Source organism: Neorhizobium sp. T25_27, assembly GCF_002968565.1.
Classification (GTDB): Bacteria; Pseudomonadota; Alphaproteobacteria; order Rhizobiales; family Rhizobiaceae; genus Neorhizobium; species Neorhizobium tomejilense.
On the sequence record NZ_PVBJ01000016.1, the window covers coordinates 65,270 to 91,032 of the forward strand.

Genomic DNA, 25,763 nt, shown 5'->3' on the forward strand with positions numbered 1-25,763 from the left:
CGAAGGGCCGGACCGGAAGGTTCCGGTCCTTTCCGTATCCAGCAGGAAGACGGGCGGCATGGCGGATTTCGACTACATCATCGTCGGCAGCGGCATCAACGCGCTCGTCGCCGCCGCCATGCTCGGCAAGAAGGGCAAAAAGGTCCTCGTTCTGGAGCGCAGCGACCGCATCGGCGGCTGCCTGCACACCGATGAAATCACCGAGCCCGGCTTCATCCACGACGTGATGGCCACCACCATGGTGCTGTTCCTGACCTCGCCCGCCTACGGCGCGCTCGGCAAGGATCTTGAAGCCCGCGGCCTCGAATTCGCCCATGCCGACCTGCCGACAGGCGTGCTGTGCCCGGACGGCTCCTCCGTCATCTTCTCAAAAGACCGCAAGCGCAATATCGCAACCCTCGAGGCCCTCGCAGCCGGCGACGGCAAGACGTTCGACAAGGAAATGAATGCGCTTGGCACCGATGCGGCCTTCCTGTTCTCTCTGCTCGGCGGCGCACTCTGGTCCGGCACGACGCTGAAAACGGTCGCAAGACAGGGATGGGGCAAGGGCCTGCGCCAACTCGCTGCCTGGTTCGGCGATGCACTGACACCAGCGCGCGGTTATCTCGAAACCACCTACAAGTCGGAAGGCGCTCACGCACTCTGGGCGCCCTGGGTCCTGCATTGCGGCCTGGCGCCGGAAAGCGCCTATTCGGCCGAAATGGTCAAGGTCATCGGTTTTGCTATCGAGCTCGCCGGCTGCCCGATCGTCAAGGGCGGCGCGGCTAACCTCGTCACCGCCTTCGAACGGCTGATCACGGATCAAGGCGGCGCGATCCGCACTGGCGCGGATGTCGAACGTATCCTTCCCGGTCCGGATAACAAGGCTGCCGGCGTGCGGATGGCAGGCGGCGAGACGATCGACGCCGCATCCGGCGTCGTCTGCTCCACGACGCCGAACCAGATCTATGACCGGCTGCTCAAGGACTGGCCACAGCCTGCACCCGCTGAAATCCGGGAAGGCGTCGCCCGCTATCGCTACGGCAAGGGCAACATGCAGATCCACTACGCCCTCTCCGCGCCGCCGCGCTGGAAGGGCGATCCGGACCTCGGCAAGGTGGCGCTGCTGCACCTGACATCCGGTCTCGACGGCGTCTCGCGCGCCACCAACGAATGCGAACGCGGGCTGCTGCCCGCCGAGCCGACCGTCTGCGTCGGCCAGCCCGCCAGCTTCGATCCGTCGCGCGCGCCGGACGGCAAGTCGATACTCTGGCTGCAGCTTCCCGAAGCGGCGCGCGTCATCAAGGGCGATGCGGCCGGTGAGATCGCCGCACCTGCCGACGGCCGCTGGACCGATGGGCTGCGCGAACTTTATGCCGACCGCGTCGAGGCTCTGCTTTCCCGCCACATCGAGAATTTTGCCGAAATCAAGCTCGCCCGACGCGCCTACTCGCCGGCCGACCTGGAGGCGATGAACATGAACCTCGTCGGCGGCGATCCCTATGGCGGCTTCTGCGGGCTCGACCAGTTTTTCCTCTGGCGGCCCTTCAAGTCGTCTGTTAACCACCGCACCCACGTGCCGGGCCTTTATCATATCGGCGCCTCGACCCATCCGGGACCGGGGCTTGCCGGGGGCTCCGGCTTTCTGCTCGCATCGTCGTTGCGTTGAAACGACGTGGTCTAGGAGACATGGATTTCATGGCAGAACGGTTTTCAGGCGTGGTGCTGCGCTGGCATCAGGAGGGCGATCAGGAAAATCGGCCGACCATGGGCGAGATCGGCCTCAACCACTTCGCGCCCTACCTGATGAACCGCATCATCTCCCGCTGGAACTCCAACATGGCGGAGGAACTGCGCGAATACGATCTGTCGACCGCCAAGATGCGCACACTCGCGGTCCTCAGCGTCTCTGCTTCGCTCACCATCAACGAGCTTTCCGTGTTCGCGGTCATCGAACAGTCGACCATGAGCCGCACCCTCGATTCCCTCGAAGACCAGGGTTACATCCGCCGCACGCCGCGCGCCGAGGACATGCGCATCCGCGATGTGACGATCACCGAGGAAGGCCGCGCCGCGTTTGGGCGCTTCTGGCCGACCATGTACGATTCACTGCTGCGGATGTTCGACGGCATCGACGAGGAGGAATACCGCGCTTTCACGGGCACGCTTCACAAGATCCTCCTCAACATCCGCAAGCACGAGATCTGATCGATCTATTTCGTCAGCCGTGTCTGAAGGCTGTCGCGGATGCGCTTGCCCAGCGCCTGGTAATTTTCGTCGAAATGGTGCCCGCCCTCGATCGGCACGACTTCGACGCCCTTGTCCTTCAAGGTCGGGCAGGGATCGTCGTCCTCATCGGTGCCGTAGACGCATTGGATGAGCTTCGGATCGATCTTGACGATATCGGTCATCGGATCGCCGCCCTTGCCGTCGCCCGAGACGCCAAGCCAGCCGGTCACGGAAATCTCGTAGTCCACTTCATGCGACAGGCCGAGCAGCGTGATCTGCTTGACGCGAGCCCGGTCCTCGGCCGGCAAGAGGTTGTAGGTGGCGGGCAGTACATCGGCGCCGAACGAATAACCGACCAGCAACACGTTCTGAACGCCCCATTGCCGGCGATAATGTTCGATGATCTTCGCCAGGTCGTCCGCCGTCGCCTGGGGGCTGCGCTCGGACCAGAAATACCGCAGCGAATCCAGCCCTATCGTCGGGATCCCCTGGGATTGCAGATAGCCCCCCACCTCGCTGTCGAGGTCTCGCCACCCGCCATCGCCGGAAAAGATCACCGCCATCGTGTTCATGGCCGGCTTGGCTTCGAGCACGTTCAGCGGCAGGTCGAGCGGCTGGTTGGTCCGGCCCGCGGCAGCGATGCGAGCGGCAAGCGCCTGGGAGAGCGCCACATCGGAAGTCTCGCTCGAATTGCTGAGTTCGACCTCGGGATGATCCTGTTTCAGGCGAAGGCCATGTGCCTTCCCGGCCGTATCGGCTGTCGCGGTGGAAATGATCGTCACGACGGAGGGCAGGGCGCCGTCGTCGAAACCATAGACCGTGCGATCGCCGACCCTCTGTTTGGAAGCCGGCGTGCAGAGTTGCTTGGCAAGCGGGATGCCGGCCAGCGGATCGACGGCAATCGCCTCCTCGATCGTCGCATTCGGGCTCTGGGAAATCATCGCCAGCGCCAGCGCGCCACCCTCTCCGATGCCGGCAACGATCGGGTGGCGGTATTGGCTATTGCCGATCCGTCGCTGCACCTGCTGGGAGACGTCCTCGATATCGGAAACCATATAGATGCAGTCGCCGTCGTCGGCGGCCAGCGACTTGATGTAGGAGGGGAAATCGATGCCAACCACGGCGGCACCGGCGGCGAGCAGCTTCTGCGCCTCCGTGTCCTCCCGAGCCCCCCAGCCCTGCCCGCCTGAAATCAGGAAGACGATGCCTTCGAGCTCGCTGCCATTGTTCGGCACAAGGATGCGCGGCTGCGGGATAAGGCCCGTATGGTAATCCTGCTGATCCTGGGCAGCCGCCATCGGCACACCGGACAGCAGCGCCGCAAACACGACAGCAAGAAAACGCAGATACATCATTTACCAACCACTCCCCTCAAGCCGCCGCCGATCAGGAGCGTCGCGTCCATCATCACGATGGCGGGGCTGACGCCCCCTGCCACAGCGAGATAACGGGGCTCCCAGGCGGGATGAAACTTCGACTTGAAAGCCTTCAACCCTTTGAAATTGTAGAACCGTTCACCGTGCTCGAAAACAACGCTGCCGATCCTGTCCCAGGCGAGTGCCGCCTCGCGTGTGGACATGCCGGAAAGCGGCGCCATGCCGAGATTGAAATGTCCATAACCTGCATCGCGCAGATATTCCATAATCTTCACGAACAGGAAATCCATGGACCCTTTCGGCGCGTCCGGCATGAAGCGCATCAGATCGACGGTGCCTTCGTGTTTCGTATCGGTGAGCGACAGCGTCGCGAAGGCGACGATGCGACCCTCCTTCTTGAGCACCGCGACCGGCTGGGCACTGACATAGTCATCCCGGAAAGCGCCGAGCGAGAAGGTCTTCTCGCGCGTGTTGTGATCTTCGAGCCAGGCATCCGAAACGCGCCGGAGGTCTTCGATATGCGCCATCACATCCGGCTGCTTGATGACCGAAAACTCCAGCCCCTCGCGCGCACCTTTGTTGACGGCCTGACGAAGCCCGGCCAGCCGGCCGCCCTTGAGGTCGAAGCTGGACAGGTCGACGATCGCCAATTCACCGAGCTTGAAGGCCCTGAGGCCTGCGTCGGCGCAGTGCGAAAGGAGACTGGGCGAAATCTGATAGAGCACGGCGCGGCCGCCTCGAGCCCGGGCTTCCTCGACGAAACGCCAGACCAGATCGGCTGTCTCCTCCGGCGGCCCGACCGGATCGAAAAGCGCGATCCAGGAGCGGCCCTGGATGCCGTACATGATGAAGGCATTGCCGCTCTCGGAGAACATCAGCCGCTTGTCGCCCATCCGGACGAGGTTGGCATCGGCATTGTCCTGGCCCATGACGAGCTGGATCGCCCGATCGAGATCGTCCGCCGTGGACAGAGCCGAACGTCGGGCCGCCGGCCGCAACAGGCTGAACACCGAGATCGTCGCCGCAAAAATCGCAAGGCCGAGGACCGCACGCAATCCGCGCGGCGCTTCCTCGGAAAATTCGAACTGCCACCAGAGCTCGCGGCTGTAGTCCACTTCGCGATAGACGAAGAGCAGCACCGTGATCGCCGCGGCGACGACGATGAACATGGCGGCGATCCAGCTCGGCGTCAGCACCTGACCGAACAGCGACGCCCGGCGTTTGAACTGCTTGGCACTGAGGAACAGGCTGACCAGCAGGATGATCAGGAACATCGCCTCGAAAAGCGCGATCGCCCGCATGAAGGCGAAAACCAGCGCCAGAGAGGTGCAGATCATGGCGGTCCACCACGCCCCGTCCAGCCGCTGGCCGATGCCGCGCGCCGCGACGAACAGCAGGAGGCCGAGGATGCTGGAAAGGAAATGCGCACCTTCGAACACCGGCAGCGGCAGGTAGTTGCCAAGAAAATTGATGTCGGAATCCGGCGTCGGCGTCACGCTCGAGAAGATCAGCATTGCGCCGGCGATCATGGAAAAGGTCGCCAGAAGCGGCGGCGCCAGTCGGAATTCAAGCTTCCGAAGCGTCGATGCAATGGGGTGATGGGCAAGTTGGCGAATTTCGACGCCGATCACCACCAGCGTTGCGATGAGCAGCGGCAGGACATGATAGATGACGCGATACAGGACGAGGCTGCCGAGCACTTCATCGAGGCTGACCGTATTGCCGAGCGCCGCGACGATCACCGTCTCGAAGACTCCGAGACCGGCCGGCACATGGCTGAGGACACCGAGGCCGACGGCGGTCGCATAGATCGCCAGGAAGGACGGCCAGCCGATTTCCGTCTGCGGCAGAAGCACGTAGAGGACCGAGGCGGAGGCGGCGACATCAAGCGCCGTGATCAGGAATTGCTGCGAGGACGTGCGGCTGTCCGGCAGGCGGATGCTCAAGCGTCCGACGGATACCGTCCGTCCGCCTCGCCCGAGGATCAAAAGAGCGATGAGCACGAGGATGATCACGATCGCGCCGGCGCGAACCCAGATGCCGTCGATATCGAGGATTGCTCCTATCCTCGGCGCCGTGACCAGCGACGCGAGCGCGGTGACTGCCAGAAGCCCGATGCCGAAGGCGAGCGTTACGAACGCAATGACACGGCCGATATCGTCGGGCGAAAGCCCAAGGCGCGAATAGGCGCGGAACCGGATCGCTCCGCCGCTGAGGGCTCCGAAACCGGCCGTATTGCCGACCGCATAGGCGCTGAAGGCGGTTATCGCCACAGGCACGAAAGGCAGCGTCCGGCCAATATAGGTGATCGCGTTGATGTCGTATCCGACCAGCGCCGCGAAACTCAATGCCGTGAAGAAAACCGCAAGGCCGATCGAAGACCAGCGCGTATTGCCGAGCGCCTCGATGACGTCATCATAGTTGACCTCGTTGGTGAGGTTGTAGATGGCAAACGTCGTGAACGCGAAAACCGCCAGCGCCGCCAGGGCGATGAGGTAAGGACGGTACGTCTCAAGGATGTCTCGAAAGCGACTTGGCTGACGAACCGTTGATTCCATGTGGGCTGCCGGTGCTGGAAAAATTACGCATCTAGAGTTTGGTCAGATGCGCAGCAAAAGCAACGGGATCGCGGCTATAATGTGTCTTTATGCTTAAAACCTAAAGCGTCGAGACCGTCTTCAACGCACCGTCGAGAGCAATGCCGCTTTCGTCCAGAAGGGCCGCCTGACGCAGGCGTTTCATCCAGGCCGCGCCGTCTTCCCGATCTCTAAGCGTCGTCAACGCCGACATCACCCGGTCGAATTTCGAGAGCCCGCGTGCATGGGTATCGGAATAACCCTTCACCAGCCGGCGATTGTTGATCACTTCCACCGCGAGATCATAGTTCCGCGGGAGCAGCGAGGTCGCCGCGTCGAGCCAGGCTTCGCGATGCTCGGTTTCGCGTGCGTGACGCAGCGTGCCGCGACGCGTGCGGCGCAAGGCTGCCAACGTGTAGAGCGTCAGGAACCAGAACAGCGTGCCGGTCTGCACCCGGCGGCCCTTGTTGATGCGGCGGTCGAGCCAGGCGAAGACCTTCGGGCGGTTTTCGACCCAGAGACCGAGCCGCTTCGGCATGGTCCCGACGACCTCTTCCATGCGCGGATGCATGTATTCGGTCATGTAGAGGATCTGGTCCTGCTTCACGCCGACTTCCTTGGCGACGCGGTCGAACCGGGTGCCACGGGTTTTCAGGTCGGCGACGCGGATCACGTCATCATAAGCCATGGCGACGGCGACGTATTTCGCGGACTGGACAGTGAAGGCAAAGTCGCGATCCTCGCCGCCATTGGCACGGTCGAGGGCATGAAGTTTGCCAACCCGATCAAGATATTCGCTGGCATAGGCCGGATCCTGGAAATCCGTGAGCTTCTTGACGCCTGCAAACAGCAGCGGCCATGCGATCTCCGGAAATTCTGCGCGCAGGCGGTGCACCAGCCGGTCGAGATCCGGATGGCCGGCGGTTTCAGGCATCACGTCGAAACGCTTCGGCGCCATCGCGACCACTTCGTCGCGCGGCTTGGTTTTCGCCCGCTCATAGGCGGCATTGAAGGCCCTGAGGCTGGGCTCAACGCCCTTGCCGCCGCCGCGAATGGTCGCCTCGAAGGCTTCCTTCGGGAAAGGCAGCACATCGGCCGCTGCAAGCGCGCCGAACATCGAGGCGGAAATCACGCTGCCGTTTTTCGTGGCAAGCGTATCCATGTCGAAGGCAATGGTGCGCCTGGCGGCGAAATCGGTCGCGCCGACCACCACGGTCGGATCGCCGATGCCGTCGCCCGGCTTCTCCTTCTCGCCGACCGCGAAGGAACGATGCGTCGAGGCGATCAGCGTGGTCTTGTCCGGCGTCACCAGACCGCGCAGTACGGAGCGTCCGGCTTCCATCAGTTCGGCGGCCAGCACGACATCCACATCGCCCGGCGTCGGCATCAGAGAGAAGATCGGCGATACGCCATCGCGGGCGGGCAGCATCTCGATATAATAGATCGTCGCGCCGGTCCGCTGGGCAACGCCCGGCACCGAGGTCGACTGCGCCATCCAGCCCTGCTCCTCGGCAAGGCCGACGATCCAGTCGGCCAGCACGCCGCCGCCCTGGCCGCCCATGGCCATGATCGCCAGTGTCAGCGGCTTGTCGGAAGCGTGGAGCGCCTTGAGGTTCACGGTCTCATTCATCGGTCAAACCTCCGCGAAAACGACGCGGCCGGCGGCACGGCGGGCCTGCAGCCAGCCGATTGCCGAAGCGCGGAATTTGGACAGGAACTTGTCCCAGCCGGTCGGATTGTGAATGATATCGGCGCGATAGAACGAAGGACAGAGAACGGCGGCTTCCGAAACCTCGCCGCAATTGCCGCAGCCGACGCAGCTGTTGTCGATCGCCGCGACCGGATCGTCCTTCAGCGGATCGTCCGTGTGCTTGACGGAAAGCGACGGGCACCCGGAAAGCCGGATGCAGGCGTGATCGCCGGTGCAGACGTCCTCGTCCACCCCGAAACGCTCCTTCACCATCCGCTTGCCGTCCTTGACCGCCTGGTTGAAGAGCGGCTTTACGCGGCGCTGCTTGTTCAGCATGCATTCGGAGGAAGCGACGATGATCTTCGGGCCTTTCTCCTTGGCGGTCAGCGCTTCCTTCAGGGTGTCGCGCATCTTGGCGACGTCATAGGTGCGATCGATCTGGCGCACCCAGGTGGCGCCGATGCCCTTTACCGCGTTGACGATCGAGTTGTTAGTCTTGCGGTTCGGATTGACGGCCCGCGACGACAGGATGTCTTGGCCGCCGGTCGCCGCCGAATAGAAATTGTCGACGACGAGGATGACGCCGTCCTGCTTGTTGAACACCGCATTACCAACCGAGGTCGCAAGGCCGTTGTGCCAGAAGCCACCGTCGCCCATGACCGCGATCGAGCGCTTGTCCGCCTCGACGTTGAAGGCAGAAGCGGAAGCCGGGCCGAGACCGTAGCCCATCGTCGTGCCGCCGATATTGAAGGGCGGCAGGATCGAGAACAGGTGACAGCCGATATCAGCCGAGACGTGGTGTTCGCCGAGCTCCTTTTCGACCAGTTTCATGGCCGCAAAGATCGGCCGCTCCGGACAGCCGGTGCAGAAGCCGGCGGGACGCTGCGGCACGACTTCGGCCAGCGCCTTTACCTTCGGATCGTTGAGGACATCGCTCGGATCCGGCACCGGCGGCTGGTTGCCGAGAAGCAGCCGATCGTACATCTCGATGAAGGTCTTCAACCCCTTCATCATCACGGGCGCGGTATATTCGCCGCCGAGCGGGAGAATGTCCTTGCCGTGCAGGCGAGTCTGGATGTCGCGGCGGCGCATCAGCGTGTGGAGCGACTGCTCGACATATTCCGGCGCGCCCTCTTCCACCATGATCACGGCCTTCTTGCCGAGACAGAATTCGACCACCTCGTCATCGATCGTCGGGTAGGCGACGTTCATCACATAGATCGGCACCGACGAATTGCCGTAGACATCCGCTAGGCCAAGCTGCTGCAGGCCGCGCATGACGCCGTTATAGAGACCGCCAAGCGTGATGATGCCGATCTCGCCTTCTTCGGGGCCGAAATGCTCGTTGAGCTTCTTCTCCTTGATGAAGTTGACGGCAGCCGGCCAGCGGCGCTCCAGCTTGTCTTTCTCTTGCCCGAAATTCGCCGGCGGCAGGACGATGCGGTTGACGTCACGGACCGGGTTTTCCAGCGCCTCGCGGAGCGTGAACTTAGGCCGCTGGTTATCCTTGGCGACGAATTGACCATGCACGTGACAGGCGCGGATGCGCACCTCCAGCATGACCGGCGTATTCGACGCCTCCGATAGCTGGAAGCCATCCTCGACCGCCTGGACCATCGACGGCAGATTGGGGCGCGGGTCGAGAAGCCACATCTGCGACTTCATCGCGAACGCATGGCTGCGTTCCTGCATGATCGAAGAACCTTCGCCGAAATCCTCGCCGAGGATGATCAACGCGCCGCCATTGACGCCGCCGGATGAAAGATTGGAGAGCGCATCCGAGGCGACATTGGTGCCGGCCGTCGATTTCCATGTCACGGCACCGCGCACCGGATACATCACCGAGGCAGACAACATCGCCGCCGCTGCCGCTTCCGAGGCCGAGGTCTCGAAATGGACCCCCAGATCCTCCATGATGTCCTTGGCGTCGGCGAGCACATCCATCAGATGCGAGATCGGAGAGCCCTGGTAACCGCCGACATAGGAAACGCCGGATTGCAGCAGCGCCTTGGTGATGGCCAGAATGCCTTCCCCACGAAAAATCTCGCCTTCTCCAAGCTTGAGATCCTCGACTTCGCGCGCAAAAGATCGCTCGGCCATGGCACTTCCCCTTCGCCTTATCGGCTTCAATCCATAATCATTTGCAAAAGCATATTTTCGGCAGCCGCCATTTGTCAATTCACAAATGCCGGCAGAACAGCAAGTACTGCCGTGACCGAACATCGTGCAAGACAGAGAGGCGAGCGACAGCCATCAATATATATGCTGATGCATATTATTTGGTTGATCCCGGACGAAAACTGCCGGAACCGCCGCAAATCCGCTTGACGGGTCGATCAAACGCCATATAGTTTAAACTTAAAATAATGAGCGACTGAACGTCAGGAGGACTTGGATATGCGCATCGTCTGTATCGGTGGCGGCCCGGCCGGTCTCTATTTCGCGCTCCTGATGAAGAAGCTGCATCCCGAGCATTCCATTTCCGTCGTCGAACGCAACAAGCCTTACGACACGTTCGGCTGGGGCGTGGTCTTCTCCGACGCCACCATGGTGTCGATGAAGGCCTGGGACCCGGAAAGTGCGGCCGAAATCGAGGACGCCTTCAACCACTGGGACGATATCGAGCTGCTGTTCAAGGGCACGCGCCAGCGCACCTCCGGCCACGGCTTCGTCGGCATCGGCCGCAAGAAGCTCTTGAACATCCTGCAGCGCCGCTGCGAGGCGCTCGGCGTCGAGCTTGTTTTTGAAACCGATTCCAATGGCGATGTCGATTATCCTGATGCGGACCTGATCATTGCGTCGGACGGCTTCAACTCGAAGATCCGCAACCGTTATCCGGAGGTCTTCGAACCGGATCTCGTCGTGCGCCCGAACCGCTATATCTGGCTCGGCACCAACAAGCTCTTCGACGCCTTCACCTTCGACTTCCGCAAGACGGACCACGGCTGGTTCCAGGCGCATATCTACAAGTTCGACGACAAGACCTCGACCTTCATCGTCGAAACCACGGAAGAGGCTTACGAAAAGCACGGCCTCGGCCAGATGGACCAGCAGAACTCGATCGATTTCTGCCAGGACCTCTTCTCGGAAGTCCTCGAAGGCTCCGAACTGATGACCAATGCCCGGCATCTGCGCGGCAGCGCTTGGCTCAACTTCAACCGCCTGATCTGCGGCAAGTGGAGCCATTTCAACGGCAACTCGCATGTCGTGCTGATGGGCGACGCCGCCCATACCGCCCATTTCGCCATCGGCTCCGGCACCAAGCTCGCCATCGACGATGCGATCGAGCTCAGCAACCAGTTCAACAAGCTCGGCCATTCCAAGGACAAGATCCCGGAAGTCCTCGAAACCTACGAGGAAATCCGCCGCGTCGATGTCGCACGCATCCAGAATGCCGCCCGCAACGCCATGGAATGGTTCGAAGTGGTCGGCCAGCGTTATGCCGATACGCTGGAGCCCGAACAGTTCATGTATTCGATGCTGACCCGCTCGCAGCGCATCAGCCACGAGAATCTCCGGCTGCGCGACCCCAAATGGCTGGAAGGTTACGAGCGCTGGTTCGCCGGGAAAAACGGCATCGAGGTGACCGGCAACGGCCGCACCCTGCCGCCGATGTTCACGCCCTATTCGCTGCGCGAAACCCATCTGCCGAACCGTATCGTCATGTCGCCGATGGCCATGTACTCCGCCAAGGACGGGCTGCTGGACGATTTCCATCTGGTCCACCTCGGCTCCCGTGCGCTCGGCGGCGCCGGCCTCGTGTTTGGGGAAATGACCTGCGTCTCGCCCGACGCCCGGATCACTCCCGGCTGCCTCGGCCTCTGGAACGAGCAGCAGGCGGCAGCCTGGAAACGCTTCGTCACCTTCGTGCATGACAATTCCGCCGCCAAGGTCGGCATCCAGCTGGGACACGCCGGCCGCAAGGGTTCGACCAAGATCGCCTGGGAAGGCATCGATCAGCCGGTCGAGGAGGGCGGCTGGCCGCTGATCTCGGCTTCGGCACTCCCCTACCTCAAGACCAGCCAGGTTCCGAAGGAAATGGACCGCGCCGACATGGATCGGGTGACGGCCGACCACGTCCGGGCGGCCCGATATGCGGCAGAAGCCGGTGCCGACTGGCTGGAGCTGCACTGCGCCCACGGTTATCTTCTGTCGAGTTTCCTTTCGCCGCTCACCAACATCCGCACAGACGAATACGGCGGCAGCCACGAAAACCGCGCGCGTTATCCGCTGGAAGTCTTCAAGGCGGTCCGCGAGGTCTGGCCGGCAAACAGGCCGATTTCCGTGCGTCTCTCCTGCCATGACTGGTTCGAAGGCGGAAACACGCCGGAAGACGCGGCGATCTACGCGCAGATGTTCAAGGATGCCGGTGCTGACCTGATCGACTGCTCGTCCGGGCAGGTGTGGAAGGAAGAAAAGCCGGTCTATGGCCGCCTCTTCCAGACGCCCTTCTCCGACAAGATTCGCAACGAGATCGGTATCCCGACCATTGCCGTCGGCGCGATTTCGGAGGCCGATCATGCGAACTCGATCATTGCCGCCGGCCGCGCCGATCTCTGCGCCGTCGCCCGCCCGCATCTCGCGGATCCGGCCTGGGTTCTTCACGAGGCGGCCAAGATCGGCTTGACGGACATTCCCTGGCCGAAACAGTATTATTCCGGCAAGGCGCAGTACGAAACGAACCTCGCGCGTGCTGCGGCCGCCGTTGCCCCTCCGGCCGTCGGCCCGGCGGCGGCGAAATAAGGATCGCGTCATGAACGAAGCGCCCTTTGCCAGTCTTGCCAGTGCCAGCCTTGCCAACCGTCACGCCCTCGTCACCGGTGCGGGCTCGGGCATCGGCGAGGCGATCGCGACGGCGCTGGTGGAAGCCGGCGCGCGGGTGACCCTCGCCGGCCGGCGTGCCGAGCCTCTGGAGGCGCTCGCCGCCGCGCTTGGCAGGGACAAGGCCTGCGTCGCGGACGGTTTCGACGTCACCGACGAGATGGCCATCGACAATGGCCTGAAGACGGCGCGAGCCTCGTTCGGTCCTGTCGATATCCTCGTCAACAATGCCGGCGAAGGCCCAAGCGCGCCCTTCGAAAAGACCTCGCTGGAGATGTGGAATCGGGTCATGTCGGTCGATCTGACCGGCGTGTTCCTGGTGACCCAGGCCGTGCTGCCGGATCTCAAGGCCTTTGGCGCGGGCGCCCGCATCATCAACATCGCCTCGACTGCGGGGCTCATCGGTTATGCCTACGTTTCGGCCTATGTGGCCGCCAAACATGGCGTCGTCGGCCTCACCCGTTCGCTGGCGCTGGAGCTTGCGAGGACCGGCATCACCGTCAACGCCGTCTGCCCCGGCTTTACCGACACGCCTCTGATCGCCCGTTCGATCGAGACGATCGTCGCAAAGACCGGACGGACGGAAGAACAGGCGCGACAGGAATTTACCAGGAGCAATCCGCAGGGGCGGCTGGTGAAGCCGGAGGAAGTTGCGGACACGGTTCTGTGGCTGGCATCGCCCGGAGCAGCGTCGATCAACGGACAGGCAATCGCAGTTGCCGGGGGAGAAGTCATGGCAGGCTAGTCGGCCTCGGCATGAACCAGAAAACGAAAACCGGGAGATCAGGATGGAACTGGAAAAGGGCATAACCGAGAGCGGTAGCGGATATAACGGCACCAGCTGGAATATCCTCGGCCAGGTCTATTTCCCAAAGGCGGTCTGCGACGACACCTTCGCCTTTGAAACCAACAGTCTGCCGGGACAGTTCGTGCCTGTGCACATCCACCAGACGCAGGACGAATTCATCCTCGTGCAGGAGGGTGAACTCGATCTCAAGCTCGACGGCCAGTGGGTCAAGGCGAAGGCTGGAGATCTGGTCCGCATGCCGCGCGGCATACCTCACGGTTACTTCAACAAGTCCGACAAGCCGTGCCGGGCGCTCTTCTGGGTCTCCCCGGCCCGCAAGCTCCAACAGCTTTTCGAAGAGCTGCACGAAATGACCGACGTGGAGGAGATCGTGAAGGTTTCCGCCGCGCACGAGGTGGATTTCCTGCCGCCCTCCGCCAACGACTGACCCGGGAGAGGTCCTGCCGCCCGGAAAAGACGTTCGATGAAAAGGAGAGGAGACGAACATGAGTGACGCGATGAAGGACATGAAGCGCAGTTTTCGCGACTACCAGCCGAAACATTTCCTCTGGGAAGTGAGCGAAAACGGTCGCGTCGGGACGATTCGCCTCAATCGTCCGGAGCGCAAGAACCCGCTGACCTTCGAAAGTTATGCGGAGTTGCGCGATCTTTTTCGCGATCTCGTCTACACCTCCGACATCCGCTCGATCGTCCTGACCGGCGCCGGCGGCAATTTCTCCTCCGGCGGCGACGTATTCGAAATCATCGAACCGCTGACCCATATGGCGATGCCGGACCTGCTCGCTTTCACCCGCATGACCGGCGATCTCGTCAAGGCGATGAAGAAATGCCCGCAGCCGATCGTGGCTGCGGTCGACGGCATCTGCATGGGCGCGGGCGCGATCCTCGCCATGGCCTCCGACATGCGGCTGGCGACGCCCGAAACCAAGACCGCCTTCCTCTTCACCCGCGTCGGCCTTGCGGGAGCCGACATGGGCGCCTGCGGAATCCTGCCGCGCATCATCGGCCAGGGCCGCGCCGCCGAACTTTTGTTCACCGGCCGCACGATGAACGCCCGCGAAGGCGAAGCCTGGGGCTTCTTCAATACCATCCATCCTGGTGACGTTCTCGAAGCCGAGGCCGTCAAGCTCGCCCATTCGTTGGCGGACGGTCCGTGGTTCGCGCACACGATGACCAAGACCATGCTGAACCAGGAATGGGCGATGGGCATCGAAGAGATGATCGAATCCGAAGCCCAGGCCCAGGCGATCTGCATGGCGACCAAGGATTTCCGCCGTGCCTTCGAGGCTTTTGCCGAAAAGCGCAAGCCGGTCTTCGAGGGCGACTGATGGCCAACCCCACGACACTCAAGGGACCGGCACGCGATTTCCTCGACTGGCCTTTCTTCGACGACAGCCACAAGGCGCTCGCCGAAAAACTGGACGCCTTCGCCGCCTCCGGTGCGCTGAGCCATATCGACCATTCGGACACGGACGGCGCCTGCCGCACGCTCGTCAAGGCGCTCGGAAACGCCGGCCTTCTCGACGCGGCGACCGGCGCCGGCGGCAGCCGGCCGATCGACAGCCGCGCCGCCTGCCTGACCCGCGAAACGCTTGCCTGGCATGACGGCCTTGCCGACTTCGCTTTCGCCATGCAGGGCCTCGGCACCGGCGCGATCGGCCTTTCCGGTTCTGAAGAGCTTCGCCAAACCGTCCTGCCGAAAGCGCAGTCGGGCGAATGGATCTCCGCCTTCGCGCTATCGGAAAAGGAAGCCGGCTCGGATGTCGCCGCCATGGCCTGCGCTGCCCGAAAGGACGGTGACCACTATATCCTCGACGGCGAAAAGACCTGGATCTCCAACGGCGGCATCGCCGACGTCTACACCGTTTTCGTCCGCACCGGCGAGGCGCCCGGCACGCGCGGCATCTCCGCTTTCGTGGTGTTCGCCGACGATCCGGGCTTCTCGATCGCCGAGCGCATCGATGTGATCGCCCCGCATCCGCTGGCGACGATCCGCTTCGAGAACTGCCGCATCCCGGCTTCGCGGCTGCTGGGCGCGCCGGGTGAAGGCTTCAAGATCGCCATGCGGACCCTGGACATTTTCCGAGCCTCCGTCGCCGCCGCCGCTCTCGGCTTTGCCAAGCGCGCGCTGGACGAGGCGCTCGCCTATGCCAAGGCGCGGCCGATGTTCGGCAATCACCTGTCCGACCTGCAACTCACCCAGGCCGCTTTTGGCGACATGGCAGCCCAGATCGATGCGGGCGCGCTCCTCACCTACCGGGCCGCCTGGCGCCGCGACGTGCAGGGCCTGTCGACCACCAAGGAGGCCGCGATGGCCAAGATGGTCGCGACGGAGAACGCCCAAAACGTCATCGACCGGGCGGTGCAGATCTTTGGCGGCCGCGGCGTGAAGAGCGGCGAGATCACCGAGAGCCTCTACCGCGAAATCCGGGCGCTGCGCATCTATGAGGGCGCGACCGAAGTCCAGAAGCTCATCATCGCCCGCGAACTGCTGAAGGCCTGAGGACGATCATGGCTTACACGACCTCTCGCCGATTGAATTTTGGAGATTGCGATCCTTCCGGCATCGCCTATTTCCCCTCCTATCTGAACATCATGGTCGGCGTTTGCGAGGAATTTTTCGGCGCGATCGGCTCGCCCTGGCCGGACATGATCAGCCGCCGCAAGATCGGCGTGCCGACCGTGACGCTGGACGTCGCGTTCAAGAGCCCTGGCTACCATGGCGATGTGATGGCTTTCACGGTGAAAGTAATGCGGATCGGCAACAGTTCCACCGATCTCGAATACGAGGTGCGGGCCGGCGACCGGCTGCTCTGGACCGCCCGGCAGCGGCTGGTTGCCACCTCGCACAAAACCCACAAGGCCCTACCCTGGCCCGACGATATGCGCTCAGCGCTGACACAGCATTTGGAGAAGAATAATGCACACCATCCTGCAGCCTGAAGGCTGGGCAAAACCGATCGGTTACGCCAACGGCGTCGCCGCCACCGGCCGCCAGGTCTTCGTCGGCGGGCAGATCGGCTGGAACGGCCAATGCCAGTTCGAAACCGACGATTTCGTCGGCCAGGTCAAGCAGACGCTGCAGAATGTCGTCGCCGTGCTGGCCGAGGCAGGCGCCGGACCAGAGCACATCACCACCATGACCTGGTATTTCACCGACAAGGCCGAGTATCTCGGCAACCTCAAGGGCATCGGCCAGGTCTACCGGGAAATCATCGGCAAGCACTTTCCGGCCATGGCCGCCATGCAGGTGGTGGCACTGGTGGAAGACCGCGCCAAGATCGAAATCCAGGCGACCGCCGTCATTCCGGCCTGAGGCAATCATGAGCAAGACGATCGAATTTTCCGCCACGGTATCAACCATGACCCGCAACGGAGTTCTGGTCGTCACGATCGATAACGCGCCGGTCAACGCCACCTCCGTCGATGTCCGCGGCGGGCTTGAGAAAGCGCTCGCCCACGCCGAAACGGCCGGCGATGTGACCAGAGTCGTCATCACCGGCGCCGGAAAGACGTTCATCGGCGGCGCCGATATCAAGGAATTCGGCAAGCCGGCCATGGAGCCGACCTTGCCTGATGTCATCGAGAAGATCGAAGGCCTGTCGAAGCCGGTCGTCGCGGCGCTCAATGGCGCAGCGCTCGGCGGCGGTCTCGAAGTGGCGCTTGCCTGCCACCATCGAGTGGCTTCGCCGGCTGCACAGGTCGGCCTGCCGGAAGTCAAACTCGGCATCGTGCCTGGCGCCGGCGGAACGCAACGCCTGCCGCGCCTGATCGGCATTCCGGCAGCACTCGATCTCATCACCTCCGGACGTTCGGTGAGGGCCGAGGAAGCCGCGAAGCTCGGGATTATCGACGAGGTAGCTGCGGGCGATCTCGTCGAGGCCGCTATATCCGCGGCATCGGCGCTGGCTGGCAAACCTCTCCGCCGCACGGGCGAGCTGAATGTCGCGGCCGCCGATCCGGCCGAAATCGAAAAAGCCTCGACCAAGATCCTTGCCAAGGCGCGCGGCCAGAAGGCGCCCGCGGAAGCTGTCCGGCTTGTCACCGCGTCCGGTCGCCCGCTTGCCGAAGGTCTGGCGGACGAACGCGCCACCTTCCTCGCGTTGCGCGACAGCCGAGAGGCTGCGGCGCTGCGCCATGTCTTCTTCGCCGAGCGGGAATCCTCGAAGGTCGAGGGCCTGGAAGGCGTCAAACCTCGCCCCGTCGAGAGGATCGGCATCTGCGGCCTTGGCCTGATGGGCAGCGGCATCGCCGTCGCCGCTCTTGGCGCCGGTTATTCAGTGATCGGCCTCGATCAAACGTCGGAAGCCGCTGAAAAGGGCCGCCAGCGCATCATCGGCCTGCTGGAACGCAATGTTGCCTCGGGCCGCCTCGACCAGGCCGGCTTCGAAGCCCAGAAGGCGCGGCTTGCCGTGACCGCGGAAGATGTCGATCTCGTCCCTTGCGATCTCGTCGTCGAAGCCGTGTTCGACGATCTCGCGGTCAAGACCGATCTCTTCCAGCGTCTCGACAAGGTGATCCGTTCGGATGCCGTGCTGGCAACCAATACCAGCTACCTGAACCCGGACGAGATCGCCGCCGCGACCGCCCACCCGGAACGGGTGCTTGGCCTGCATTTCTTTTCGCCCGCCCATGTGATGCGCCTCCTGGAAGTCGTGCGTTGCGCCAAGACCGCGCCGGACGTGCTGGCGACAGGGCTGGCGGTCGCCAGGAAATTGCGCAAGCTGCCGGTCGTCACCGGCGTTACCGAAGGTTTCATCGGCAACCGCATCTTTTCCGCCTATCGCCGCGAAGCCGAATTCCTGCTGGAAGACGGCGCCTTGCCGCACGAGGTCGACGCTGCGCTGGAAGACTACGGTTTTCCCATGGGCCTGTTCGCCGTCTATGACATGGCCGGCCTCGAAATCGCCTGGGCGCGCCGCAAACGGCAGGCGGCGACCCGCGATCCCTCGGCACGCTACGTCGAGATTGCCGATACGCTGTGCGAGGCGGGTCGCCTGGGCCAGAAAACCGGCCGCGGCTGGTACGCTTATCCGGAGGGCAAGCGGACCATCGACCCGGAGGTCACCGCAATCATAGAAGCAGCTCGGGCCAAAAAGGGCATCACCCCACGCGCATTCTCCATGAGGGAGATTGTCGAAAGGATGCTTGCCGCGATGGCTCTCGAAGGCGAGGCATTGCTGACGGAAGGGATTGCCGCGCGCGCCAGCGATATCGACCTGGTGATGATCAATGGCTACGGCTTCCCGGCTTATAAGGGCGGCCCAATGTTTGCCAGGACTTGAGCGCCCCAAGGTGGCGCTCAAGTACTAAGATGCTGAAATATATGAAATATTTCGATCCGCTAAAGGCTGCGGAAACGCTTCCACGTGCCCGTGTTTTACCCATCCAAAAGAGTTACGCTCATTTGATCAAACATGCTTGCATGTTTCCTTAATTCGCCTATTGTTTGCCCAAGCCTCGCAAGTAGGCATCTCCAAACAACGACAGGGAACGCTGCATGCTCGCATTTCCAGAGCTCATTCCGTCGAGATATTTTAACCATAAAATATCTTCCGCATCGTTGTCCCGTATTCCGACTGTCTCGTGGCGCGCTTAGGAGATCATGATGCCTTTCCCGTTTTCTGCATTCAGACGTAAGATGCTGCTGGGCACCATCGCCGCAGCCGCGATTGCCGCTCCGCTTGGAAGCATGGCCCAGGCCGCGGATTTCAAGTTCGCCGGTCCGCTCGATGCCTATACGCTCGATCCTCATGCGGTTTCGAACACGCTGATCTTCGCAGTTCTTGCCAATGTCTACGAGCCGCTTGTGCGCCGTAACGCCGAGCAGAAGATCGAACCGGCACTGGCAACCGAATGGAAGCAGACGGAAGGTACGACCTGGGAATTCAATCTCCGCAAGGACGTGAAATTTTCGAACGGCAACCCCTTTACCGCCGATGACGTCATCTTCTCGCTGACCCGCGGCCAGGCCGGCGGCATCAAGGCAAACCTGAATTCGATCGCCTCGATCGAGAAGGTCGACGACTACAAGATCCGCATCAAGACGCGCGCCATCAATCCGATCCTGCCGAACCAGATTACCAACTGGTACATCATGGACAAGGAATGGGCCGAGGCGAACAACACCGTTCAGCCGGGCGCCGCCAACAACGCCACCGAGACCTTTGCCAACCGCAATGCCATGGGCACCGGCCCCTACGTCATCAAGGAGCGGGATCCGGGCGTGAAGACGGTCTTTGCGCCGAACCCGGGCTGGTGGGACAAGAAGACCGGCAATGTCGACAACGCGACGTTCTTCGTGATCCCCAACCCGTCGACCCGCGTATCCGCCCTCATCTCCGGCGAAGTCGACATGATCGACGGCGTGCCGCCGCAGGATGCCGAGCGCATCGAGAACGACGCGAAGCTGCACATGCAGGCGGGGCCCGACCTTCGCACCATCTACATCCAGCCCGATGTCGCCCGCGACAGCCTGATCTTCGGCAGCGAAAAGACCAAGAATCCCTTCAAGGACCTGAAGGTCCGCCAGGCCATGGAACTGGCGATCGATACCGGCGCGATCCAGAAGCGCATCATGCGCAACTTCTCTGTCCCGGTCGGCCTGCCGATCGGCAAGGAGGTCAACGGTTTCGACGCAGCCCTCGGCGCGCCGGTAAAGCCCGACGTCGACAAGGCCAAGGCGCTGATGAAGGAAGCCGGCTACGAAAACGGCTTCTCCGTCACGCTCGATTGCACCAGCGACCGTTTCATGAACGACGAAGCGACCTGCCTTGCTGTCGCCGCCTCGCTTGCCCGCATCAACATCAAGGTCGATCCGCGCGCCCAGCCGACCGCCAAGTGGGCGACCCAGGTCAACCCGCCGGAATACAATACCAGCATGGCGATGCTCGGTTATTCGCCGGCCACCTATGACGCGCACATCTTCCTGACCTCGATCGCCGCCACCCGCGATCCCAAGAGCGGCCTCGGCGCCTTCAATATCGGCGGCTATTCCAATCCAAAAGTCGACAAGCTGATCGACCTGATCGGCAAGGAGACCGACCAGGCCAAGCGCACCGGCTATATCACCCAGGCCTTCAAGCTCATGAAGGCAGATGCCGCCTTCATTCCGCTCCACCAGTTGAACATTCTCTGGGGCGTCAAGGACAACGTCACCGTCGTCCAGCCGGCCGACCTTGCCTATCCGCTGCGTTATTTCACGGTGAAGTAATGACCATTGCATCCGATATAACGAGGCAGCTTGCCAGCCTCGTGTCTTATCCCACGGTCAGCGCCGTTTCGAACCTCGACCTGCTCGAATACGTCGAAGCCCAGACCGCCCCTTTCGGCGGGCGTGTCCGGCGCTTTGCCAATCCCGAGGGCGACAAGGCAAACGCGCTGATCACGATCGGCCCGGAAGCGCCCGGCGGCATCATTTTCAGCGGCCATACGGATGTGGTGCCGACCGAAGGCCAGGCATGGACCGGCGATCCGTGGACGCTCAGGGAAGCGAACGGCCGCCTGATCGGTCGCGGCGCCACCGACATGAAGGGCTTTCTTGCCTGCTGCCTTGCAGCCGTGCCGGGCATTGCCGCCAAGAACCTCAAGAAGCCTGTCCACCTCGCCTTTTCCTACGACGAGGAGGTCGGCTGCACCGGCGTCGGCTCGATGGCCGAATGGGTGGGCCAGAGCGACCTGAAGCCGCGGCTTGCCGTCATCGGTGAAGCAACCAGCATGGACATGATCGCGGCCCACAAGGGCGGCCTGATCGGCTGGTGCCGCATCAAGGGCAAGCCCGGCCATTCCTCCCAGCCGGACCGCTATGTCAACGCCGTCATGGTCGCCGGCGACATGATCGCCGAAATCAACCGCATCCGCGAGGACATGCGGAACGGCCCTCAGTTCGAAGGGCTCGACCCGCCCTATTCGACCACCCAGGTCACCGTCATCAGGGGCGGCCTGCATGGCAATATCGTCTCGGAAAACTGCGAGTTCTTCTGGGAAATGCGCCTCATCCCGGGTCAGAACACCTATGAGGTTCTGGACCACATGAAGCGTTTTGCGGCCGAAAGGCTCGAACCGGCCATGAAGGCGATCGATCCGTCCTGCGGCATCGTCTTCGACGTCCAGGCCAGCATCCCGGGCCTCAAGCCCAATAACGACCCGACGCTCGATGCGGAACTGTTGGCGCTTCTCGGCCGCACCGAACCCCGCTATGTTTCCTATGGCACGGAAGCGGGCATCTTCCAGATCGCCGGCGTCCCCTCGGTCGTCATCGGTCCGGGAGATATCGCCGACGCCCATCAGCCGGACGAATCGGTTGCGATTTCCGAGCTCGAGAAATGCGCCATCTTCCTCGACCGGCTCGGGGATAGCTGCTGCTAAGGAATTTGTCGTGCTGAATTATGCCGCGTCACGGATCGTGCAGACGATCATCGTCCTGCTGGTGATCAGCTTCATCGCCTTCCTGCTGGTCGCCAATATCGGCGACCCGCTGGCGGCCCTCCTCTCCGCCGACGCGACCGTCAACGAGCGGCTGGAACTGATCGCCAAGCTCGGCCTCGACCAGCCCCTCTGGACGCGCTTCCTGCATTTCATCGGCAACATGCTGCAGGGCGATTTCGGCTTCTCCTATCGCACCCAGGACCCGGTCGCCAACCTGATCGCCGAACGCCTGCCGGCGACCGTCGAGCTCGCCTTCGTCAGCCTGCTGATCACCATCGTGGTCGGCGTACCGGCCGGCATCTATTGCGGCGTCAACCCGAATTCGCTGTTCGGCCGCTTCATCATGCTGATCTCGACCGCCGGCATCACGCTTCCGAACTTCGTCGTGGGCATCCTGCTGATCGCGGTATTTTCCGTCCAGCTCGGCCTGCTCCCGTCGTTCGGGCGCGGCACGGTGGTCGATCTCGGCTTCTGGAAGACCGGGCTCCTCACCGTCTCCGGCTGGCGGGCGATCCTCCTGCCGGCAGCGACGCTTTCCACCTTCCAGGTCGCCTTCATCATCCGCATGCTGCGCACCCAGCTGATGGAAGTTGGCCAGAGCGAGCACATCCGTTTTGCCCGCGCCCGCGGCCTGTCGGAAGCGCGCATCTGGTATGTCTATGCGATCAAGAACACGCTGCTGCCGGTCATCACCATGCTCGGCCTGCAGCTCGGCAACATCATCGCCTTCTCCGTGGTGACCGAAAACGTCTTCGCCTGGCCGGGCCTTGGCTCGCTGTTCCTGCAATCGATCCAGGGCGCAGACATTCCGGTCATCGCCATCTATCTCATCTTCGTCGGGCTGGTCTTCATGGTCATCAATCTGATCGTCGAACTGCTTTATCCGCTGATCGACGCCCGTGTGTTGAGGAGGCAATCATGACGCCAGTCGTCAACATCCCGGCAGCCGGCCCAGCTCGCCGCAGCAGAGGCGCCAAGCTTTTGCGTGCCATGGGCAAGGCGCCCGGCGCCACGTTGTGTGCCATGGTGATCTTCGCGCTGCTGGTCTACGCCTTCGTCGTGCCGCTGTTCTCGCTGAACCCGTTCGAATTTTCCGGCATGTCGGTGCTGGACAGTTTCATTCCGCCGGCATGGATGGCGGACGGTTCTCCGGATTTCCCGCTCGGCACCGATGACCAGGGCCGCAACCTGATCACCGCCATGGCTTATGGCATGCGCACCTCGATCATCGTCGGCTTCCTGTCGGTCACCATCGGCCTCGTCCTCGGCGGCAGCCTCGGCCTGATCGCCGGTTTCGTCGGCGGCAAGGTGGATGCCTTCATCATGCGCGTCGCGGACGTGCAGCTTGCCTATCCGGCCCTGCTGCTCGCGATGATCATCGACGGTGCGGCCCGTGCGGCACTCGGCACCGAACGCAGCGTCGGCACCGCAATCGCGATCGTCGTGATGTCCATCGGCATCGCCTTCTGGGTCCAGTATGCCCGCACCATCCGCTCCTCCGTGATGATCGAGCGCGACCAGGACTATGTCTCCGCCGCCCGCATCACCGGTCGCAGCAATGTCGCGATCATCGTCCTGCATATCCTGCCGAACGTCATGGCCCCGGTTCTGGTCATCGCCACCATCAATCTCGGCATCGCCATCATCACCGAGGCGACCTTGAGCTTCCTCGGCATCGGCATTCCGGTCACCTCGCCGTCGCTCGGCACGCTGATCCGCAACGGCAACAATTTCCTGCAGTCGGGCGAATGGTGGATCTCGGTCTGGCCCTGCCTGATCCTCGTCCTCTTCGTCGTTTCGGTGAACATCCTCGGCGACCATCTGCGCGATGTTTACAATCCGCGCCTGCGGGGCCGCTCATGATCAACGCAACCGCTCCCCTCCTCGACGTCCGCGACCTCACCGTCACCATCAATCGCGAAGGGCGGCTGGTCACCGCGCTCGACAAGGTCTCCTTTTTCGTCAATCCGGGCGAAGTGCTCGGCATCGTCGGCGAATCCGGCGCCGGCAAGTCGATCACCGGCGCTGCGATCATCGACCTTCTCGTGCCGCCGCTGAAACGCACCGGCGGCACCATCACCCTTGCCGGGGAACGGCTCGACCAATTGTCCCCAAAGGCGATGCGCGGCGTGCGCGGCGGGCGGATCGGTTTCGTTTTCCAGGACCCGATGACCAGCCTCAACCCGGTGATCACGATCGGCCAGCAGCTCTGCGACACCATCCAGGCGCATCTGAAGCTTGGTGGCAACCAGACGAAAAAGAGGGCGCACGACTGGCTCGACCGCGTCGGCCTGCCCAATCCGGACGTCCAGTTCAAACGTTATCCGCACCAGCTTTCCGGCGGCATGCGCCAGCGCGTGGTGATCGCTCTGGCGCTCTGCGCCGACCCGGTTCTGGTCATCGCCGACGAGCCGACCACGGCCCTCGACGTCTCCGTCCAGGCCCATATCCTCGAACTGCTGCGCGACCTGCACCGCGAAAGCAATGTCAGCATGATGCTGATCACCCACGACCTTGGCGTCATCGCCAAGATGGCCGATCGCGTCGCCGTGCTTTATGCCGGACGCGTCGCCGAGATCGGCCCGGTCGGCGAGTTGTTCAATGCCCCTAGACATCCTTATACGCGCGGCCTGATCCGGGCGACGCCGATGCCGTCGGCCACGGGCGAGATGCGGCTCGACCAGATCCCCGGTGCCATGCCGGGACTTGGTGCGGTTCCACCCGGCTGCGCCTTCAACCCGCGCTGCTTCAGGGCGGAGGGTGACTGTCGCGCGACGATACCGCCGCTCTATCGCCAGGAAAGCTCCGCCTTTTCCTGTTTCCATCCGCTGGAAAGGGTGCCCGCATGAGCGCTTCCGATTTCCTCGTCCTCAATCACGTCAGCAAGGTCTACCGCCGCAACCAGAGCCTTATCGAACGGCTGAAGAAGAGCGAGAGTGGCGGCACCAAGGCCGTCAGCGACGTCAGCCTCACCGTCCGCCATGGCGAGACCATGGGCCTGGTCGGCGAAAGCGGCTGCGGCAAGTCCACGCTGGCGCGCCTCGTCTCCGGCCTGATGGCGCCCACATCCGGCGAGATCAGCTTTCCGCCGAATGCATCCGGCAACAAGCCGCGCCTGCAGATGATCTTCCAGGATCCCTATTCCTCTCTCAATGGTCGCTGGACGATCGAGGACATCATCGCCGAGCCGATCCGGGTCCATAAGCTCCGCCAGGGCCGCGCCGCGATCCGCGCCCGCGTCGACGAACTGCTGGTCCAGGTCGGTCTTTCCGCAGCGGACGCGGAAAAATACCCGCAGGAATTTTCAGGCGGCCAGCGGCAGCGTATCTGCATCGCCCGGGCGCTTGCCGGAGAACCGGACTTCCTGGTTCTCGACGAGCCGACTTCGGCGCTCGACGTCTCGGTGCAGGCGCAGATCCTCAATCTGCTGCGCGACCTGCAGAAAAACCTCCATCTCACCAGCCTGTTCATCACCCACAATCTCTCGGTCGTGCGCATCATGGCCGACCGGATCGGCGTCATGTATCTCGGCGAACTGGTCGAGGAGGCGACGTCGGAAGAGCTGTTCCGCAAGCCGCGCCATCCCTATACCCGCCTGCTGATCGATGCCGCACCGGACATGGATACCAGCGACCGCTCGCTGCACCCGATTGCCGGCGAGCTGCCGAACCCGGCCTTCCCGCCCTCCGGCTGCCGTTTCCACACCCGCTGTCCGTTCGCGCAGGAGATTTGCCGCAACACCTCGCCGCCGCAGAAAGCGACCGAGAGCGGCGGCATGTTCCGCTGTCATTTCGATCTTGATCTGTCGAACGCGACGGTCTTTCCGCCAGCTGCACAGGTCAAGATGGCCTAATTTC

At 62.8% G+C, this 25,763-nt stretch carries 20 protein-coding genes; 16 read left to right on the forward strand and 4 right to left on the reverse strand.

What is annotated here, in order from left to right:
• Positions 1–58 precede the first annotated feature (58 nt).
• Together C5J24_RS29400 and C5J24_RS29405 are read left to right on the forward strand one after the other, a co-directional pair.
• Positions 59–1,648 carry an NAD(P)/FAD-dependent oxidoreductase gene (locus C5J24_RS29400; protein WP_105423114.1) on the forward strand — a complete coding sequence of 530 codons (1,590 nt, stop codon included), beginning with the start codon at positions 59–61 and terminating at the stop codon, positions 1,646–1,648.
• A 29-nt stretch (positions 1,649–1,677) separates the two neighbouring features.
• The gene (locus C5J24_RS29405) at positions 1,678–2,187 is read left to right on the forward strand and encodes a MarR family winged helix-turn-helix transcriptional regulator (RefSeq protein ID WP_038549831.1); all 510 of its coding nucleotides are present in this window, start codon (positions 1,678–1,680) and stop codon (positions 2,185–2,187) included.
• Between the two features lie 5 nt (positions 2,188–2,192).
• Here the strand turns inward: C5J24_RS29405 and C5J24_RS29410 are convergent, their stop codons facing one another.
• From C5J24_RS29410 to C5J24_RS29425, 4 genes are all read right to left on the reverse strand, one after another.
• Positions 2,193–3,563: a virulence factor family protein gene (locus tag C5J24_RS29410; protein WP_105423116.1), complete on the reverse strand. Its 1,371-nt coding sequence runs from the start codon at positions 3,561–3,563 to the stop codon at positions 2,193–2,195.
• Positions 3,560–6,142: a bifunctional lysylphosphatidylglycerol flippase/synthetase MprF gene (gene mprF / locus C5J24_RS29415; protein WP_105423117.1), complete on the reverse strand. Its 2,583-nt coding sequence runs from the start codon at positions 6,140–6,142 to the stop codon at positions 3,560–3,562. The genes C5J24_RS29410 and mprF overlap by 4 nt, the downstream gene beginning before the upstream one ends.
• A gap of 100 nt (positions 6,143–6,242) precedes the next feature.
• Positions 6,243–7,790 (reverse strand): indolepyruvate oxidoreductase subunit beta family protein, encoded by a 1,548-nt coding sequence (locus C5J24_RS29420; RefSeq protein WP_105423119.1) that lies wholly within the window; start codon positions 7,788–7,790, stop codon positions 6,243–6,245.
• Positions 7,791–7,793: 3 nt separating this feature from the next.
• Positions 7,794–9,950 (reverse strand): indolepyruvate ferredoxin oxidoreductase subunit alpha, encoded by a 2,157-nt coding sequence (locus C5J24_RS29425; RefSeq protein ID WP_105423121.1) that lies wholly within the window; start codon positions 9,948–9,950, stop codon positions 7,794–7,796.
• A gap of 297 nt (positions 9,951–10,247) precedes the next feature.
• On the opposite strand from C5J24_RS29425, the gene C5J24_RS29430 reads away from it, so the two are divergent.
• The 14 genes from C5J24_RS29430 to C5J24_RS29495 all read left to right on the forward strand — a co-directional run bounded on the left by C5J24_RS29430 (position 10,248) and on the right by C5J24_RS29495 (position 25,759).
• Positions 10,248–12,593 carry a bifunctional salicylyl-CoA 5-hydroxylase/oxidoreductase gene (locus C5J24_RS29430; RefSeq protein WP_105423123.1) on the forward strand — a complete coding sequence of 782 codons (2,346 nt, stop codon included), beginning with the start codon at positions 10,248–10,250 and terminating at the stop codon, positions 12,591–12,593.
• Positions 12,594–12,603: 10 nt separating this feature from the next.
• Positions 12,604–13,416, forward strand: a complete 813-nt coding sequence (locus C5J24_RS29435; RefSeq protein ID WP_105423125.1) for an SDR family NAD(P)-dependent oxidoreductase — start codon at positions 12,604–12,606, stop codon at positions 13,414–13,416.
• A 43-nt stretch (positions 13,417–13,459) separates the two neighbouring features.
• Positions 13,460–13,906, forward strand: coding sequence for a cupin domain-containing protein (locus C5J24_RS29440; RefSeq protein ID WP_105423127.1), 447 nt, complete (start codon positions 13,460–13,462; stop codon positions 13,904–13,906).
• 58 nt (positions 13,907–13,964) lie between these two features.
• Positions 13,965–14,807 carry an enoyl-CoA hydratase family protein gene (locus C5J24_RS29445; RefSeq protein WP_105423129.1) on the forward strand — a complete coding sequence of 281 codons (843 nt, stop codon included), beginning with the start codon at positions 13,965–13,967 and terminating at the stop codon, positions 14,805–14,807.
• Positions 14,807–15,982 (forward strand): acyl-CoA dehydrogenase family protein, encoded by a 1,176-nt coding sequence (locus tag C5J24_RS29450; protein ID WP_105423131.1) that lies wholly within the window; start codon positions 14,807–14,809, stop codon positions 15,980–15,982. Before C5J24_RS29445 ends, C5J24_RS29450 begins: the two co-directional genes overlap by 1 nt.
• Before the next feature lie 8 nt (positions 15,983–15,990).
• Positions 15,991–16,422 (forward strand): thioesterase family protein, encoded by a 432-nt coding sequence (locus C5J24_RS29455; protein WP_105423133.1) that lies wholly within the window; start codon positions 15,991–15,993, stop codon positions 16,420–16,422.
• Entirely contained in the window at positions 16,400–16,795 is a 396-nt protein-coding gene (locus tag C5J24_RS29460) for a RidA family protein (RefSeq protein WP_046637978.1), read from the forward strand. The genes C5J24_RS29455 and C5J24_RS29460 overlap by 23 nt, the downstream gene beginning before the upstream one ends.
• Before the next feature lie 7 nt (positions 16,796–16,802).
• Positions 16,803–18,764: a 3-hydroxyacyl-CoA dehydrogenase NAD-binding domain-containing protein gene (locus tag C5J24_RS29465; RefSeq protein WP_105423135.1), complete on the forward strand. Its 1,962-nt coding sequence runs from the start codon at positions 16,803–16,805 to the stop codon at positions 18,762–18,764.
• Between the two features lie 356 nt (positions 18,765–19,120).
• Positions 19,121–20,692, forward strand: coding sequence for an ABC transporter substrate-binding protein (locus C5J24_RS29470; RefSeq protein ID WP_172724182.1), 1,572 nt, complete (start codon positions 19,121–19,123; stop codon positions 20,690–20,692).
• Entirely contained in the window at positions 20,692–21,846 is a 1,155-nt protein-coding gene (gene argE / locus C5J24_RS29475) for an acetylornithine deacetylase (RefSeq protein ID WP_105423139.1), read from the forward strand. Before C5J24_RS29470 ends, argE begins: the two co-directional genes overlap by 1 nt.
• Positions 21,847–21,856: 10 nt before the next feature.
• Positions 21,857–22,828 carry an ABC transporter permease gene (locus C5J24_RS29480; protein ID WP_046637975.1) on the forward strand — a complete coding sequence of 324 codons (972 nt, stop codon included), beginning with the start codon at positions 21,857–21,859 and terminating at the stop codon, positions 22,826–22,828.
• The gene (locus C5J24_RS29485; RefSeq protein WP_105405347.1) at positions 22,825–23,769 is read left to right on the forward strand and encodes an ABC transporter permease; all 945 of its coding nucleotides are present in this window, start codon (positions 22,825–22,827) and stop codon (positions 23,767–23,769) included. Before C5J24_RS29480 ends, C5J24_RS29485 begins: the two co-directional genes overlap by 4 nt.
• A complete protein-coding gene (locus C5J24_RS29490) occupies positions 23,766–24,755 on the forward strand; it encodes an ABC transporter ATP-binding protein (protein ID WP_105405346.1) in 990 nt (329 codons plus the stop codon). Before C5J24_RS29485 ends, C5J24_RS29490 begins: the two co-directional genes overlap by 4 nt.
• Entirely contained in the window at positions 24,752–25,759 is a 1,008-nt protein-coding gene (locus tag C5J24_RS29495; protein ID WP_105423141.1) for an ABC transporter ATP-binding protein, read from the forward strand. The genes C5J24_RS29490 and C5J24_RS29495 overlap by 4 nt, the downstream gene beginning before the upstream one ends.
• Positions 25,760–25,763 lie beyond the last annotated feature (4 nt).

Excerpts from the sequence above, each read along its gene's own strand:
- C5J24_RS29400 (WP_105423114.1), top strand. The coding sequence starts at position 59 with ATGGCGGATTTCGACTACATCATCGTCGGCAGCGGCATCAACGCGCTC.
- C5J24_RS29490 (WP_105405346.1), top strand. The coding sequence starts at position 23,766 with ATGATCAACGCAACCGCTCCCCTCCTCGACGTCCGCGACCTCACCGTC.
- argE (WP_105423139.1), top strand. The coding sequence starts at position 20,692 with ATGACCATTGCATCCGATATAACGAGGCAGCTTGCCAGCCTCGTGTCT.
- C5J24_RS29455 (WP_105423133.1), top strand. The coding sequence starts at position 15,991 with ATGGCTTACACGACCTCTCGCCGATTGAATTTTGGAGATTGCGATCCT.
- mprF (WP_105423117.1), bottom strand. The coding sequence starts at position 6,142 with ATGGAATCAACGGTTCGTCAGCCAAGTCGCTTTCGAGACATCCTTGAG.
- C5J24_RS29450 (WP_105423131.1), top strand. The coding sequence starts at position 14,807 with ATGGCCAACCCCACGACACTCAAGGGACCGGCACGCGATTTCCTCGAC.
- C5J24_RS29430 (WP_105423123.1), top strand. The coding sequence starts at position 10,248 with ATGCGCATCGTCTGTATCGGTGGCGGCCCGGCCGGTCTCTATTTCGCG.
- C5J24_RS29440 (WP_105423127.1), top strand. The coding sequence starts at position 13,460 with ATGGAACTGGAAAAGGGCATAACCGAGAGCGGTAGCGGATATAACGGC.
- C5J24_RS29425 (WP_105423121.1), bottom strand. The coding sequence starts at position 9,950 with ATGGCCGAGCGATCTTTTGCGCGCGAAGTCGAGGATCTCAAGCTTGGA.
- C5J24_RS29410 (WP_105423116.1), bottom strand. The coding sequence starts at position 3,563 with ATGATGTATCTGCGTTTTCTTGCTGTCGTGTTTGCGGCGCTGCTGTCC.
- C5J24_RS29445 (WP_105423129.1), top strand. The coding sequence starts at position 13,965 with ATGAGTGACGCGATGAAGGACATGAAGCGCAGTTTTCGCGACTACCAG.
- C5J24_RS29460 (WP_046637978.1), top strand. The coding sequence starts at position 16,400 with ATGCACACCATCCTGCAGCCTGAAGGCTGGGCAAAACCGATCGGTTAC.
- C5J24_RS29420 (WP_105423119.1), bottom strand. The coding sequence starts at position 7,790 with ATGAATGAGACCGTGAACCTCAAGGCGCTCCACGCTTCCGACAAGCCG.
- C5J24_RS29470 (WP_172724182.1), top strand. The coding sequence starts at position 19,121 with ATGCTGCTGGGCACCATCGCCGCAGCCGCGATTGCCGCTCCGCTTGGA.
- C5J24_RS29485 (WP_105405347.1), top strand. The coding sequence starts at position 22,825 with ATGACGCCAGTCGTCAACATCCCGGCAGCCGGCCCAGCTCGCCGCAGC.
- C5J24_RS29465 (WP_105423135.1), top strand. The coding sequence starts at position 16,803 with ATGAGCAAGACGATCGAATTTTCCGCCACGGTATCAACCATGACCCGC.
- C5J24_RS29405 (WP_038549831.1), top strand. The coding sequence starts at position 1,678 with ATGGCAGAACGGTTTTCAGGCGTGGTGCTGCGCTGGCATCAGGAGGGC.
- C5J24_RS29435 (WP_105423125.1), top strand. The coding sequence starts at position 12,604 with ATGAACGAAGCGCCCTTTGCCAGTCTTGCCAGTGCCAGCCTTGCCAAC.
- C5J24_RS29495 (WP_105423141.1), top strand. The coding sequence starts at position 24,752 with ATGAGCGCTTCCGATTTCCTCGTCCTCAATCACGTCAGCAAGGTCTAC.